The organism is Streptohalobacillus salinus (assembly GCF_003201605.1).
In the GTDB taxonomy this organism is placed as follows: Bacteria; Bacillota; Bacilli; order Bacillales; family Amphibacillaceae; genus Streptohalobacillus; species Streptohalobacillus salinus.
Window position 1 is genome coordinate 19,474 of sequence record NZ_QJJR01000003.1, and the last position, 16,417, is coordinate 35,890.

Genomic DNA, 16,417 nt, shown 5'->3' on the forward strand with positions numbered 1-16,417 from the left:
CCCACGATTACTAATTTTTTCATTTGTTTTGATCACCTTGCTTTCATCAATAAATAGTTTTTTATTTCAGTAACTACTTTATTTACATCAGCTTCAAATAAATACGGATGCATTGGTAAAGACAACACCGTTTCACAAAGCTTATTAGTCATTTCAAAGTCATTATTATCGTATTCATACTCTGAAAAAGCGCTTTGCCTATGCATTGGCTTAGTGTAATAGGCCATGCATGGAATTCCTTTTTCTTTTAAATTAACTTGTAAACCATCTCTTTCTTCTTTATTCTTTAACTTTATCGTATACTGGGCAAAGCTCGATACATATCCTTCTGGAATAACTGGTATTTCTACAATACCTTCAAGTTTCTCATTATAAAGTCTGTATACCCTATTTACATCCTCAAGTTCATGTTCAATGAATGCAGTCAGCTTCACATTAAGTACAGAAGCTTGGATTGCATCAAGTCTAGAATTAACACCTATCCTAACATTATCGTATTTATTAACCCCTTTGCCATGAACCTTCAACGAATTAAGTAGTTCGGCTAACTTATCGTCATTTGTAAAAATAGCACCACCATCTCCGAAACATCCTAATGGTTTTGCAGGAAAGAATGATGTCGTTGCAGCATCACCAAAGTTACAAGCTTTCCTTCCGTTGATGCTTCCTCCGAATCCTTGAGCTGCGTCCTCTAGAACTTTTAGATTATATTTCTTTGCGATTCTTTCTACTTCAATATGATCAGCTGGAAGTCCAAATAAGTCTACTGGAATAATTACCCTTGGTGTAAGCTTGTCTTCATCAATTACTTTTTTAATAGCTTTTTCAAGTTTAATGGTGTCAATATTAAATGTATATTTGTCAACATCAACAAATATTGGTGTAGCACCTCTAAAAGATACAATTTCACCTGAAGAGAAGAATGTAAAATCAGGAACAAATACAGCGTCCCCTTCTTTTATATCCCAAGCCATCATGAGGAGCGTCATTGCTTCAGTACCATTTGCACAACTTATACAGTTCTTAACCCCTACATATTCAGCTAGCCTTTGTTCTAAGGTGTTCACTTCTTTACCACCAATAAAGGTGGTAGTATTTATAACTTTTTGAATAGCTGAATCAATCTCATTCTTCCATTTATCATATTGAGCTTTTAAGTCTCTAAACTCCATAGTCAACACTCCCTATAATTACTTTTCTTTCAATTCGTTATTTTCTAATATGTACTCTCTCCCACATTCACCACACTTAAAATTATCTTTTAGGGGTTTTCCACATTTACAAACCCATCCTAATTGTTTTGTAGGAACACCTGCCATTAATGCATAGGCTGGAACATCTTTTGTCACTACCGCTCCTGAAGCAATCATCGCCCATTCTCCAATAGTGTTTCCACATACGATGGTTGCATTGGCGCCAATAGAAGCTCCGTACTTAACTAGAGTTCTCTTATAACCAGCAGGACCTTTCGGGTATTTGCTTCTAGGTGTTAAATCATTAGTGAAAACCATTGAAGGACCACAAAATACATAATCCTCAAGCTCAACACCTTCAAATACGGTTACATTATTTTGAATCTTGACACCATTGCCGATTTTTACATTATTTGACACATTTACGTTCTGCCCCAAAGAACACTTCTCACCGATCTGAGCACCCTTATGGACATGACAGAAATGCCATATTTTTGTACCTTTACCTATGGATACATTCTCATCTATATAACTGCTTTCATGAACGAAGTGGTTCATCTGTCAAACCTTCCTTTAAAATCTAATGTACTACATTTATTAAGTGGCAATTTCACACTTTTTCCTTCTGCTGCAGATTTATAAATCGCAAGGACCAGCTCAAGCGCATTTCTACCATCAGAAGCTGTCACATAAGGCTCTTTATCATTCTTTACAGCATTGATTACATCTGTATACAAGGGCATGTGACCAAACCCATAAACATTTGGTGGATTCTCATGATACTTCTCTTTAACTTCTTCAGCGTCATCAAGGTTATCTGCAAATTGCCATTCTTCAATCAGATTTACAGATTTTCCTCCAGCCTTCACTGTTCCTTTTTCACCAAAGATATATAAAGTCTCTTCAAGGTTCTTAGGATAAATATTTGTTGTACCCTCAATAATACCATAGCTTCCGTTGGCAAACTTAACTAATGCTATGCCCAAATCTTCAACATCGATGAACCCATGTATTAAATTATCTATCATTCCTACAACTTCAGTGACTTCATCACCCATCATCCATCTTAATAAATCAATGTTGTGGATGCACTGATTCATAAGAGCACCACCATCTTGCTCCCATGTACCTCTCCAAGTGGCTTGTGTGTAATAATCTTCTCCTCTATTCCATCTAATATGTGCTGTGCCATGCATGAGTCTTCCAAAGCGATCAGCTTCAACAGTTTTTCTTATCTTTTGGACTGATTTATTAAATCTGTTTTGATGGCATGCACTCACCTTGATATTCTTCTCATTGGCTTTCTCTATTATCATATCAGCTTCTTCAAGAGAAAGAGTAATTGGTTTTTCTATGATAAGATTAGCACTTGCATCAATGCAATCTAATGCAATCTGACCATGTTTACCACTTTCAGTGCATATCGCCACCAGTTCAGGCTTTTCATTTTGAAGCATTTCTTTATAATCTATATATTTTTTTATGTTTTTAGAAAGATTGAATTCTTGAATTGTATTATCCATTTTTGATTCTTCAATATCACATAACGCTACAATATCCAAATTATTTTCCAATGCAGCTGCTATATGATTCGGTGAAATTCTTCCGCAACCAATAATTGCATATTTTAAACTCATCGTAAGCCCTCCTTATAACAACTCAATATTTTCGCGCGCTTCTACATGCTTCATCGCATTCTTTGTATCAAAGATAGCTTTCGCATGGTTTTGAACAAAACTATAATCTACATTAGTATGTGCTGTTGTTACTATAATAAGATCAGCGCTTTTAATCAGTTCTGCAGTGAGTTCAGGTTCACCCTTTTTAACAACACCATGCTCTCGATATTCAGAAACATAGGAATCGTAGTAAACAACTTCTGTTCCTTCTTTTTCAAGCTCTTCAATTACACGAATGGCAGGACTTTCTCTATAATCTTCAATATCTTGCTTATAAGCAACACCTAGAATTAAAACTTTAGCTCCGTTCATCGCTTTTTTAAACCTGTTTAGAATCTTACTTGCTCTTTCAGCACAATATTCTGGCATTCTATCATTTACCATCATCGATGATTCAATCATAGATGTGTGAAAACCATACTCTCTAGCTTTCCATGATAAATAGTATGGATCTAATGGAATACAGTGTCCTCCAAGACCCGGACCTGGATAAAATGCTTGGAATCCATAAGGTTTTGATTTTGCCGCATCAACAACTTCCCAAAAATTAATCCCCATTTTATTACTTAGAATAGCTAATTCATTTACAAGTCCAATGTTTATATTTCTATAAGTGTTTTCAAGAATTTTCTCCATTTCAGCTACTGCAGGTGAAGATACTTTATGGATAGGTGCTTCTAAAATAGCTTCATACATCGCAGCAGCTACATCTGTACATTCTGGTGTTATTCCCCCCACTACTTTTGGCGTATTCTTTGTTTTATATATAAGGTTACCTGGATCTACCCTTTCAGGCGAGAATGCCAGATGGAAATCTTTTCCGCATTTTAGTCCTGATTCTTCAAGAATTGATTTTAATAATTCTTCTGTTGTTCCTGGATACGTAGTTGACTCAAGAACTATCAACATATCTCTATGCATGAATGGAACAATGCTTTTAGCAGATTCTTTTAAATAACTAATGTCAGGTTGTTGATGTTCATCGAGCGGGGTAGGTACACAGATGCATACACAGTCAGCAGATGCTACCTGTGCAAAGTTAGTCGTTGCTGATAACAATCCTGATTTTACAATTTCTTTCAAATCATCATTGACAACATCGCCAATATAGTTATTTCCAGAATTAACCATTTCAACTTTAGATTCTTGTACATCAAACCCTATTGTCTTAAATCCCGCCTTTGCTTTTTCTACAGCTAATGGTAGCCCCACATAACCTAATCCCACGACACCTAATGTCGCAGTTTTGTCTATCAACTTCTTTTTTATTGTATTCATATATAATTTCCTTTCAATTCTTTATTTTATGACTGAATCAGCATCTTTCTTTTATTATTATCGAAGGATTTCCTCCCACTAAGGTATATGGAGGAACATCTTTTGTAACAACACTTCCAGCAGCAATCACAGCTCCATTTCCAATAGTCACACCTGGTAGGATTATAACCCTTCTGCCTGTCCACACGTCATTTCCAATAGTCACGGGCATTTCATCAGTAACACCCTGATTAATTATTAATTCATCTTTTGCCATGTAATTATGATTTTTTGTATAGATTATACATTCCGGGCCCATAAGCACGTTATCACCTATTTTACATGTTCCAAGAACTTCAGATTTTTCCCCTATACCTGAACAATTCCCGATAGAAATATTTCTACTAATTATTGCTTTTCTTCCTACAGCTACATTTTTACCACAACTATTAAAAATGAGTTTTGCTGATAAAGATCTTAAATAATGAGATATCTTATTAAATTTTGAGTAGCTCTGCGGTAAGTGAGTTGCAACCATTTTATATAATAGCTGACCAATTATTACTCTGATTTTCATTTTCATAATAGTCCCTTTCAAATTAGTAAAGTTTTATTCACTTATTACGCTATCACCTTGTGTTAGTAAATCAATTTCCTTGTTAACTCTCTTATCCCAATTTTCTAATTTTATTCTCGACTCCCTAATTGCTCCACTTCTAACTGCATTTAATTCTTCATTACTAGCATTTAATAACTTTTCTATAGAAAATACGGCATCATTATTATCATTAACAAGATAACCATTTTTATTATTTTCGATAAATTTTCGTAAACCTATGCCATCCAAACCAACAACAATTGAACCCGTCGAAAAGACTTCATAAAAAACATTCCCTGTATTAGAGATATCCCCCATTAACAATGTACACACTGAATAATAAGAGTAAGCTTTTAATTTATCCCTATCTATTGGTCCTAAAAATTTTACACGATCTTCTAAATTGAATTTTTTTATTAATTGAACTAGGTGCTTATAATAATCTGATTCCTCATCAAAATGTCCTGAAAGATATAGTTTTAAGTCGTATCCTTTATCTTTCAACACTTTGAGTATTTCAATGTTTCTATCCTGTCTTTTTATCGGGTCGATTCTTCCAGCATGGAAAAGGTACTTCACATCTTTAAGAATGAAGCTTGAATCAATTTCTTCAATTGATTGATGATCTACCCCGTTCAATAAAAAGTAAAATGGGTATCTGTGGGTTTTCGGTTTCATAAGCTCATATACTTTATCACCCTGACTTCCATCATCTGTTATCATCAAGAACTTCTTTGGCAACTTAAATATTAATGTATATATCGGATGCTTTACTGATCCTATCAATTTTCCGTATTTTTTTAAATCTTCATACACTGAAACAGTTCCATAAACTCTGTAAGCACATGGTATTCTTCTAATTATAGAGATAAAGTTACCCCAAACAGCAGCTTTGCCATGACAGTAAATAACTTCATACTTATTCTTTTTTGTTAACTTTAAAAGACTGTTAATTACTTGGAAAGACGATTTCGCTTTCCTAATAACTTTAAGAATATAATTTTTAGTAGATAAATCATTATTAATATTAGCAACTATATTTTCCTTGTTTATCCAATCCACTTTAATATTGAACTCATTGTTAAATTTTGAAACCAAGACAATATCAACTGTATATTCTTTAGACTCCTGTAATTTTTTGAGTGGTAAAATAAATGACGGTAATCCTTTACTCTCAATACTACCTTCTAAAATGTCTTGGAACCCCGCCACTAGTGGAGCCACATATAATATTTTTTTCACTTTAACCCTCCTCTTCACTAAAATAACCAGCTATTATACGGTAACAATTTGATGTTCGGGGCATAGAAACTTCTCATTAAAAGCACAAATATAATTATACTAAATGAATAAATCAGTAGATTAATAATCATTCTATCTCTTTTCTTAATCAAAATAGTTAGATTCGGTATTAAGAAAATCGAAACAATATTAAAATAGAACCCTATTCTTGATATTTCAGGTAACCAATAAAGCGAAGTGTAAATTATCAGAGAAAAGAAATTTAAATTAAAATAAGTTCGTAATTTAATATCAGCTTTTATCTTCGAATAATACATAACTCCATAAAAAAGCACTACCGAAGATTTTAAGATGTTAAAAATCGAAATTCTGCCTGTATCATATACTGTACCTTCGTATTGAGGATAAATCCAAAATGCAACATCTCTCAGTAAATCTTTTAAAAAAAATAGTAATAATGAAGACATTGCAATAAGTAAATATGTTTGCTTATTGATTTTTTTACTTGCAATAAAATATAATGGTAAGCATATAAGAGCACTTTTATGAAATAGAGCCGCTATTAATATACCGAAAATGAATTTAAAATACTTTCTATCAAACAAATAAACAATTGCATAAATCACGATAGATAACGCCAGATAATTTCTAATAGTATTAAAAGTGAAAAAATAATATCCCCACGTCAAGAATAGAAACACACTAAATTTTATGTTGTTACTTTGCTTATAAATTGCAGAAACGTAAAAAAAACTAGTTATTATTGACGCAGCTCCAATAACCATTCTAGGATCTTTAGTAATATACATTATGAATTTTGCTAAGTATTGAAATCCAGGTTCCATATAGTTTGGTAAACCCATTGCAATTCTTTCGATATGCATTATATAAGAAATGTAATCGATACCAATGCCATCTCGAAATGCTGAAAAAAGTCCTAATGTTAAAAACACAGAGATAAATGACATTTTTTTTAGTGAAGTATCTCGTTTTGACAACGTTATACCATTATTAGCATTTAAATCAAATAGTTTCTCATGTATCACTAACATTGATATAATAAAAACTAATAGAAAAATATACACCCCCATACCTAAACCTCCTTAACCATCATCTGAAAGAAATCTATTAACTTCTTTTGAATAATACTCGTCTTCTTTTAGTATTCTAGTAATTTCAGTATTACAACTAGCATTGAACCTTTCTTCATCAATATTATGATAATATTCGTACAATTTATCAGCAAAATCATAATCGTCTGGATCAACAGCTATACCCAAACCATTAGTTTGAACTTTTGCTGCCTTATAAGTATTACTTTCTACCAATTGTGGTACCTTATAAAGAACCCCATCATAATATTTATTCGATATAGCGTACTTCACTTCCATTAATTTAGAAGTCATGTAAGAATTATTGATAATATCTGCTTCTGCAATCAAATTTCTTTTTTGTTCATTATTATATTCCCCTGTAAAAACTACATTTTTTACACCATTTGCATTACAATACTTAATATACTCCTCTAAATCCGCACCTGATCCATGATAAATCAAGTTGAATCTTGGATTATTTTTCAACTTATCAATAATTTTAATTTGGTGATTAAAATATCGTACAGCACCCAACCAAACTAAATTCAATGTTTGTCCTCTGTTCTTCTTTGAAAATTCAGTTAAACTGTGAATCTCATTAGTATTAAAATTGTGAACACTTAAATATATTTGATCTTGAGGTAAAAAGTTCTTGAATCCTTCAGAGGAAATGCATGTGAAATAAGATTTTTCAATTATTTTCTTTTCAATCAAATAAAAAAGTTTATTGTGTTCGTAACTATAATCTCTAACATCAAAGATATATTTATTTTTAAATTTATTAACTAAAAATTCAAAGCTAATTATTCCTGAAAGTGTGGATAAAACAATTAACTTGTCATACTTTATGGCCTTCAACCGTCTATTCAACCACAATTTATATCCAATAAAATCACTTAATTTACGATAAATACTTTTATTTAACTTTGACTTTTTCACATAACCAATATAATTTTCAGGGTATTTCATGTTAGAACCTTCACGATTCCAGTATAATACCTCATAGTTTTCATTATTCTTTTCTAACTTCTCTGTATATCTATTTAGATAAGGACAGTATTTCAAATCTCCAATGAAAATAATACCTATCATAAGTTTCCACCTTCTTTAAGATATTGTCACTCAAATATCCTCTTATACTTCCCCACTGATGCAATTACATGCCTCATCATAAAATAAGCTGATCCAATAGGGTTAATACCTACAAATCTAAATACCTTATACGTCATCTTAATTGTCTTTATCTTATTTCCTGATTTTGAATTCCGAGAAATTCTGTAAATCAGCAATGGCTCGTTTACTCCAAAAGCTGTAACACCTATTTTCAAAATTCTCAGCCACACAGCATAATCTTCATGCATCTTATCTTTTTCCATTTTTATATGTTCAAAATACTTCCTCTTTACAAGAACAGAAGAACATGATATTACATTCTGATTTCTAAGTTTCTTGTATGTTATTTTTTCAGGAACTTTAAATATTCCTTTGTAGGGTTCTCCCTCTTCATTAATATATGATGACCCAGTGAATAAGAATTCTGCGGCTTCCTTATCTACTATCTCAAATTGTTTCTCTAATTTTTCTGGCTCCCACATATCATCACTATCTAAAAAAGCTATCCACTCACCAGATGCAAGCTCTATACCTCGGTTTCTAGTTGCGGAAACACCCATGTTTTTTCCGTTGGGTAATGCTTTTATTCTGGAATCATTTTGACTAAAATCTTCAATAATCCGAAGTGTATTATCTTTAGATCCATCATCCAGAACTAATAATTCCCAGTTTCTATATGTTTGAGCAAGAATTGAGTTTATCGCTTCAACAACATACTTTTCGCAATTATAAGCCGGCATAACTATACTGACTAGAGCTTCATTTATACTCATTTTCTTATCCCCTCTATTTCTATAATCGATTCTCTAAACCCACAAACTTTATAATCATTCTCATACTCTGATATACTCATGTCATAAACCAAGTCACCAAATACCTTATTCACCATACTTATATTCAGTAATCTTAATAAGGGATTAAATAACTTAGTCATTACCGTTCGCTTACTGTGAATCTCAGCTATCAGCCTAACCATTTCACTCGTATTCACATACTCAGCATTCTGCGGAAAGAATAATCCACCACTTCTGTTATCAACAAGTTGCTTCACAAACTCGGATAAGTTGTCTATGTAGATCATGCTTCTCTTATTGTCTACCTTTGGAAAGATCGGCGTCTTGAGAGCTAATCCTACTAACCTTGGATAGTTACCTCTGCAGCCCTTCCCATAGACCATAGGCGGTCTTAAAGTTGCTACGGTGAACGAACTATCTATAAACTTATTAATTAATTCTTCTGCTTCAATCTTTGATTTGCCATAAGCACTATTGGGCTTGAGTGGAGTATCCTTATCGATCACGCCATTCTCAATACCATACACACTCATTGAACTTAGAAAAATAAACTGCTCTACTCCATCTTGTTTCGCCTTTTGAGCAGTTTCATAAGCCAAGTCCCTGTTCACTTTATAGTAAAGATCTTGATTCTCTTTTGTTTTTTTGATATGAGCTATCCCAGCCACATGAAACACAACGTCATATGTGCTGAAGTCCTTCTCTTTCCATGAACCATCTTTCATATCAACCGTATCTACTTTGTATTTATCAGGTTCTTTCATGAGCCAATTCTCTAAAGATGTACCTATGTAACTATTCTTACCAGTGATTAAAATATTTTTCATTTTGCCACCCCAATCAAGTGGGCTGTATTTGATATGCTGCTTATATCATGAGCCTCAGATTTTTGATTTTTCAGTCTTGTTATTTGTTTCAACTTTGGATCTTGTCCCAGTCCCACCTTCAACAACACCATCACTTCTCAGAACACTGAATATCGTCCCAAAGAAGCATCTGACATCCATCATGAGCCCAATCTTCTCAGCATACTCTCCATCAAGTCTTGCCTTCACATCAATCTTAAGCTCATCTCTACCATTAATCTGCGCCCAGCCTGTGAGGCCAACCGACACATCATTCGCGCCGTACTTCTCTCTCTCTTCAATCAGATCATACTGATTCCAAAGCGCTGGTCTTGGGCCAATGATGCTCATCTCACCTATAAAGATATTGATGATTTGTGGTAGCTCATCCAAAGATGTTCTACGCAGAAACTTACCGACATTAGTAATCCAGTGATCAGGGTTCTCTAAAAGGTGTGTTGGCGTGTCCTTCGGCGTATCAATTCGCATAGTTCTAAACTTCAAAATATGAAAATGACTCTTATGGATCCCAACTCTCTTCTGTTTAAAGAGAACAGGTCCAGGGGAGTCAAGCTTTATTGCTATAATGAATACTAAAAAAACAGGAGATAAAATAATTAGTCCTAAAGATGAAAGTATGATATCTATTAATCTTTTGATTGTTAAGTAAACCATGATAATTCCTCCTGCTTTGGTTATGTATGTTTGTGGTGTGTAGAACACCTTTGTTTTCTTAATCTATATGTAGTATGTCACTCATTTTCAAACACTATATCTTGCATAATTCCCACTCATGATTGGATGCTTAGACGTTTAATGCTTCTGTAACATTCACCCTCATACACCAACCTCGTAAACCCTTGATATTACTAGTTTACAGCCTATTTATCCTTTCACCATACTCACGTCGCTTTATTCACCCACTCTGTCTCAATTAATAAAGCGACGCGCCTAGTTATTATAAGTGATTAAAGGTGAGGTACTTCTTCAGATTCATCATTATTTTCACTTGCGCCGTGCTTACTACAGTTAACTCTGCCATCACTATAACGATAGTGATGGTTTGTCGAATCAACGTCGATGGTGTTTAGAAATGTTAAGAACAATGCGTCTAAATGATCAAGACCCTCCAAGGTCAGATAGGCTTCGTAGCGCCGTTCAATTTCTACGGCGCCGATGTGACACGCCTCTTCTTCAGCATGCTCAATCATTGTTGACACACTCGGAGCAAGAACTGCAAGAATAATCGAAAGAACAGCAATCACGGCCAACAACTCAACAAGCGTCAGTCCATCTCCACGCATTTAAGTGCACCAACCTTATCTGTTGATGGTAAAACACTTCATACTGAGGTGGCGCTTATTCTGCTTTCACATTTACGTTAATTTGTTTGTTGTCGCTGTTGTTGCTTTGACTCTGCGTAAACAATTGTCATTAAGGCGTCTTTTAACTCTTTAATCGTGTAATTCGGGAATTCCTTTATTAAGTTTAACACAGATTGGATGTCTACTTCGCTTGTTCTTCCAACATAAATTTTTTCATAGACCTCACCTGGGAAGACTTCATTCGCATTGAGAAGTTCTTCAAACATTTTTTCCCCTGGTCGAATGCCTGAATATTTAATTTCAATCTCATCTGTGGTGTAGCCTGATAACTTAATCAGATTCTTCGCAAGGTCAACAATCTTCACCGGTTCACCCATATCAAGGACAAAGATTTCCCCACCCTTCGCTAAGGTGCTTGCCTGAACAACAAGCCGTGAGGCTTCGGGGATTGTCATGAAGTACCGCGTCATCTCTGGGTCGGTGACTGTAATCGGGCCCCCGCGTTCAATTTGCTGTTTAAAGAGCGGAATCACAGAACCCCGACTACCTAACACATTACCGAAACGGACCGCAACAAATGTAGTTCGGCTACGCTTGGCAATGTCTTGGACCAACATTTCCGCTAACCGTTTTGTTGCACCCATCACGTTTGTTGGATTAACCGCTTTATCAGTTGAAACTAAGACGAAGGTATCGACGTCATAAGTATCGGCAGCTTCCGACACATTTTTCGTACCGATGATGTTATTCTTCACCGCTTCATGGGGATTATACTCCATTAATGGCACATGTTTATGGGCGGCTGCGTGATAAATCATTTTCGGGGCGTGCGTGCGAACAATCTCGAAGATGCGCTCACGGTCTTGCACATCAGCAATCACAGGAACTACCTCGGTTGCTTGATCTTGAAAAAGACGTTTAAGCTCCATATCAATCTTATAGATGCTGTATTCCCCGTGACCAACGAGTAAGATTTTTTTCGGTTTAAATTTCATTAACTGCCGGGTAATCTCAGAACCAATCGAGCCACCCGCACCTGTGATCATCACTGTTTCATCTTTGATGTCTTTCTCGATTAAGCGAATATCTAATTCAACTGGCGCTCGACCAAGGACGTCTTCGACGTCTACACTTCGCAGTGCTTTAATTGACACCTTACCACTGGCCAAGTCTTCAAGTTTCGGTAAGATTTGCACTTTCGCATTTGTTGCATTACACGTATCAATGACCCGTTTTAAATCACCATTGGTCAAGGAAGGAATCGCAATCACGATATGATCAATCCGTTCCCGCTTAGCAATCCGTTCAATATCATAGGTCGTCCCAAGAACTGGTAGATCATATAACTCTAGTTTCTGTTTATCTCGATCATCATCAACAAAGGCAATCGGACACAGCTCTGAATTTTGCGCTTCATTTTTAAGTTGCCGCGCAATCATCGCACCAGCTGCACCAGCCCCAACAATTAATGTTCGCTTCTTATTGGTATTATCAATGATATAACGATCGCGATAAACACGCCAAGCAAATCGCGAACCACCAATAAAGGTAATGTGTAATAGCCAAGTTACCACAAGTGCACGACGATAAAGGGTAAAACCATTAAACAAAAATTGGACAAAGGCGGTAGAAAGAATGGATAAGGACACTGCCCGGACAATCGCAACGAGTTCTCCGACACTCGCATAAGCCCAGACTTTATGGTAGAGCTTAAATATGTAGGCGAACAGATGATGGAAAAGCAATAGAGCAATCGCAGAGACCAGCATTGTTTCAGTATTGAATATTTCCATTGAAGGATAAACAATCCATGAAGCGATATATACCGCTGAAGCAACAATGATAGAATCTAAAATAATTAATAAGAGCATTCTTTTTTTATAACTCATGCTGTTTGCCCTACTTTCTATACTGGAATTTCGATAAAATCGCATAGGGTACACACATCCCCGAAACCTATCAGAACTGTCTATGAATTAATCATAATGACGAATAGTTTTTATGTCTTATAACAAATAATCCATCTGCACTCATTCGTTTAACGTTAGTTAAGCACGAACGCTTTTTAATGCTGCGATAACCTGCTTAAAGCTACTAATATAATCTAAAACAAGCCGAAAAATTTCTTTTTCTTCGGTTTTAATGGCTCATCGATATATAACGTTTCTCCAGCTAACATCAAATGGGCATTTTCTAACAATTGGTTTAATAATGGACTACCAAAAGCATCTTCAATCTCCAGACAAGCTTCCTTCATGTGAAAGCCACGACGCTCGACGTGATGGGCGTCTGAGGCAATCACGTGCGCTAACCGGTGCTCGAGGATTTGTTCTGAGAACTGCTTGATTTGCTTTCCAAACTGTCCAGTTAAACTTGAAGCAGTTAATTGTGTTAAAGAACCATTACGTACAAATTCATACAGCCGTTCCGGCTCTTTTAAAAAAACATGATTACGTTCTGGATGGACAATTACCGGTGTGTAGCCATGGGTTTGTATATCAAACAATAACCGGCTTGCATAGTGTGGGATTTGTTCTGTTGGAAATTCGACAAGAAGGTAACGATTATTTTGATTAATCGTTAATAGCTCTGACTGAATAATTTCTTCTAAGATCTCACCATGAATCCTAATCTCTTGACCTGGATAAACTGTAAGGGGAATACTTTCATCCTCTAAGCGTGCATTTAATGTTTCAACACAAGTCAGTACGCTCTCTTTATCACTGTTATAGCGACTCGTTTTATGATGCGGTGTCGCAACGATTCCAGATATACCTTCTTTAACTGCAGCTCTAGCGAGCGCAAGACTTTCATCTATATCTTTCGCCCCATCATCAAGACCTGGCAGTATGTGACTATGTAAATCTATCATAACCCATCGACACCTTTCTGGAATTGTTCGCGCACAAAATAGTATAGCAGATATTACCACTAATTAAAACCGACTTTGTGACATTTCACTGTAAAATTCAGCTTTTTTGTGAACACTGCCACAAGCGTTACGAGTGTTTCCGGTTACTTTAGGCCTATTCTGTTTATGGTCTTTGAAATCACGATGAATAAAAGTGTTTGAGTGAAATTCAAGAGAAAAACTTCAATTCATAATAAGTGCTGTAACGAACCTAGCAGTACACTAGGTTTTAAAAGTCACATTGTCAATCGATATCGTTCGGTGCCCTTTTTACAGGACGCAGAACCACGACTAATTAAACACATGCTGAAACCTTCTCAAAAATCTTCAGTCCAGTCTTTAAGCATTTTTTCTCGTGCAAGTACTTCCTAGCCTCATCAATTTAACTAACTTCTATGGCTTAGCTTAGATATTTACAATGAAAATCTTTCTCATGTGCTTCTGTCACAATCTCGATTATACCAAATGATTTATTTAGATTAACGATTAATCCTTACCTTACATCTTCACTAAATCTTAGGGGAACGACCTAAAACAAAAAGCACACCTTTCGGCATGCTTAATGTGAGTAATAGTAGTAATCACCTTTTGAGTGTTCTTTGTCATTTAAGACTGCACCTAATAGTTTTGATTTTGCTGGTTCTAACAATTCTTTTGCTTTGATTGCTAGCTCTTTATCAGTCTTTTTACTGCGCACTACAAGTAATGTCCCATCAACTTCATTGGCAAGAATTTGTGCATCCGTGACTGCTAATACTGGTGGTGTATCAAAAATCACAATATCATAGTATTCCGACGCTTCATGAATAAGCTTTTGCATCGCTTTTGATCCTAGCAATTCAGAAGGGTTTGGTGGGATTGGACCTGACGGCAAAATATCTAATGTTGATTCTTCAGACTTCGTTGTCGCTTCGGCAAGGACCATATCTCCGACAAGTACACTACTTAATCCAATACGGTTATCGATTCTAAATGTGTAATGTACGGTTGGTTTTCTTAAATCGGCATCAACAAGTAAAACCTTCTTTTCTTGTTGAGCAAAGACTAACGCGAGGTTTGCAACTGTTGATGATTTACCTTCCGCAGGTCCTGCTGAAGTGACTAACATGGTCTTCAATTCGCCATCAACGGAAGCAAACTGTAAATTCGTTCGAATCGTTCGGTATTGTTCTGAGATTGGGGAACGCGGGTTCATCTTTGTGATTAAATGTCTGCTTGCTTGTGATTCTGGTTTTTGACGTTTAGCCATGGTTACGCTCTCCTCTCTCTTTTGGTTCTAGCAACAGGCTGGACATGTTGTTTAGGTACAGCATGGTGGGCGTGCATATCGCGATCAGAAATGTGGGAAATAACACCTAAGACCGGCATGCCAAGAATATTTTCAACATCATCTTCAGTTTTAACAGAGTTATCAAGATATTCAAGTAAGAAGGTAACCCCGACTGAAACCATCCCCCCTAATACTAATGCAATCGCAATATTTAACATCAGGTTAGGACTAACCGGCGCTGGGTTAGACCCTACTTCGGCACGATTTAACACATTTACATTATCGACATTCATTAACTCAAATACTTCTTCTTGAAAAACGGCAACGGTAGTATTCGCAATCCGTTCCGCTTGGATTGGATCCGTATCTCTAACGCTTACTGTGACCACTTGTGAATTGTTTTCATTTTGAACCGTTATCTTGTTACTTAATGCAGTTGCAGATAGGTCTAACTCTAATTCGTCAATAACTTCATCTAAAATTCTATTACTTGTAATGATGACATTATATGTATTGATTAAATCAATATTTGTTCTAATATCACTTGATTGAATAGTATTTGTCTGCTCAGTATTATTTTGGTTGACTAAGAATTGCGTACTTACCTGGTACTCTTTCGTAATTAAAAATACAGTGACGATTCCACTAATTGCTGCTGCAAATAATGAAACGGTAATAATCATTCCCAACCTTTTTTTTATGACCGTGGCTAGCTCTTTTAACGAGATTGTTTCTTCCATTATTTTAATCCTCCTGATGATAAAAATTATCTTCCAAGCAAATATGGCTGATTTTCATTATCAACCATAGGTTCGTCTATTCTCTTTTTTCATAATACACAAAGACGATTATAACATATTAACAAGCAGATGAGAGGGAAAATAAAGTTTTTTTATAAATGACATTCACCGTTAAATAGCCCCTGTTCAAATTCTCTGTTATTTCCTATATATTTACGCCTCCGCATTATTGAATTAACACGTGTAAGCAACAACTCATTCAAAACCACTAACGTCAAGAATATCAGCTAAACACTTGCATCTCACTTATTGACATTCACAGTTTTTAGTACTCTTATCAAATTATTTCTTGTCAC

At 35.4% G+C, this 16,417-nt stretch carries 15 protein-coding genes and 1 pseudogene; all 16 read right to left on the reverse strand.

All coding sequences use genetic code 11. The features are described 5' to 3' along the window. Nucleotides 1–32: 32 nt before the first annotated feature. Nucleotides 33–1,172 carry a DegT/DnrJ/EryC1/StrS family aminotransferase gene (locus DES38_RS03130; RefSeq protein WP_110250639.1) on the reverse strand — a complete coding sequence of 380 codons (1,140 nt, stop codon included), beginning with the start codon at nt 1,170–1,172 and terminating at the stop codon, nt 33–35. 18 nt (nt 1,173–1,190) lie between these two features. Beyond that, nucleotides 1,191–1,751, reverse strand: a complete 561-nt coding sequence (locus DES38_RS03135) for an acyltransferase (protein WP_110250640.1) — start codon at nt 1,749–1,751, stop codon at nt 1,191–1,193. Further along, nucleotides 1,748–2,830, reverse strand: coding sequence for a Gfo/Idh/MocA family protein (locus tag DES38_RS03140; RefSeq protein ID WP_110250641.1), 1,083 nt, complete (start codon nt 2,828–2,830; stop codon nt 1,748–1,750). The genes DES38_RS03135 and DES38_RS03140 overlap by 4 nt, the downstream gene beginning before the upstream one ends. A gap of 12 nt (nt 2,831–2,842) precedes the next feature. Continuing rightward, the gene (locus DES38_RS03145) at nt 2,843–4,150 is read right to left on the reverse strand and encodes a nucleotide sugar dehydrogenase (RefSeq protein WP_110250642.1); all 1,308 of its coding nucleotides are present in this window, start codon (nt 4,148–4,150) and stop codon (nt 2,843–2,845) included. Between the two features lie 43 nt (nt 4,151–4,193). Further along, nucleotides 4,194–4,352: pseudogene (locus DES38_RS12220) on the reverse strand (DapH/DapD/GlmU-related protein); the annotation flags it as partial. A 387-nt stretch (nt 4,353–4,739) separates the two neighbouring features. Beyond that, complete coding sequence (locus DES38_RS03155) at nt 4,740–5,969, reverse strand: glycosyltransferase family 4 protein (RefSeq protein WP_110250644.1); 1,230 nt, start codon at nt 5,967–5,969, stop codon at nt 4,740–4,742. Nucleotides 5,970–5,986: 17 nt separating this feature from the next. Continuing rightward, on the reverse strand, nt 5,987–7,060 hold the full coding sequence (locus DES38_RS03160; RefSeq protein ID WP_110250645.1) for an EpsG family protein: 1,074 nt from the start codon (nt 7,058–7,060) through the stop codon (nt 5,987–5,989). Nucleotides 7,061–7,072: 12 nt separating this feature from the next. Beyond that, entirely contained in the window at nt 7,073–8,155 is a 1,083-nt protein-coding gene (locus DES38_RS03165; protein ID WP_110250646.1) for a glycosyltransferase family protein, read from the reverse strand. 26 nt (nt 8,156–8,181) lie between these two features. Continuing rightward, entirely contained in the window at nt 8,182–8,949 is a 768-nt protein-coding gene (locus DES38_RS03170; protein WP_110250647.1) for a glycosyltransferase family 2 protein, read from the reverse strand. Further along, a complete protein-coding gene (locus DES38_RS03175) occupies nt 8,946–9,797 on the reverse strand; it encodes an NAD-dependent epimerase/dehydratase family protein (RefSeq protein ID WP_110250648.1) in 852 nt (283 codons plus the stop codon). The genes DES38_RS03170 and DES38_RS03175 overlap by 4 nt, the downstream gene beginning before the upstream one ends. 54 nt (nt 9,798–9,851) lie before the next feature. Continuing rightward, a complete protein-coding gene (locus DES38_RS03180) occupies nt 9,852–10,490 on the reverse strand; it encodes a sugar transferase (protein ID WP_110250649.1) in 639 nt (212 codons plus the stop codon). A 293-nt stretch (nt 10,491–10,783) separates the two neighbouring features. Then, a complete protein-coding gene (locus DES38_RS03185) occupies nt 10,784–11,119 on the reverse strand; it encodes a type II secretion system protein (RefSeq protein ID WP_110250650.1) in 336 nt (111 codons plus the stop codon). Between the two features lie 77 nt (nt 11,120–11,196). Then, nucleotides 11,197–13,029: a polysaccharide biosynthesis protein gene (locus DES38_RS03190; RefSeq protein ID WP_110250651.1), complete on the reverse strand. Its 1,833-nt coding sequence runs from the start codon at nt 13,027–13,029 to the stop codon at nt 11,197–11,199. Between the two features lie 215 nt (nt 13,030–13,244). Continuing rightward, a complete protein-coding gene (locus DES38_RS03195) occupies nt 13,245–14,012 on the reverse strand; it encodes a tyrosine-protein phosphatase (RefSeq protein WP_110250652.1) in 768 nt (255 codons plus the stop codon). Nucleotides 14,013–14,610: 598 nt separating this feature from the next. Beyond that, nucleotides 14,611–15,300 (reverse strand): CpsD/CapB family tyrosine-protein kinase, encoded by a 690-nt coding sequence (locus DES38_RS03200; protein WP_110250653.1) that lies wholly within the window; start codon nt 15,298–15,300, stop codon nt 14,611–14,613. Nucleotides 15,301–15,302: 2 nt separating this feature from the next. After that, entirely contained in the window at nt 15,303–16,061 is a 759-nt protein-coding gene (locus tag DES38_RS03205) for a YveK family protein (RefSeq protein ID WP_110250654.1), read from the reverse strand. Nucleotides 16,062–16,417 lie beyond the last annotated feature (356 nt).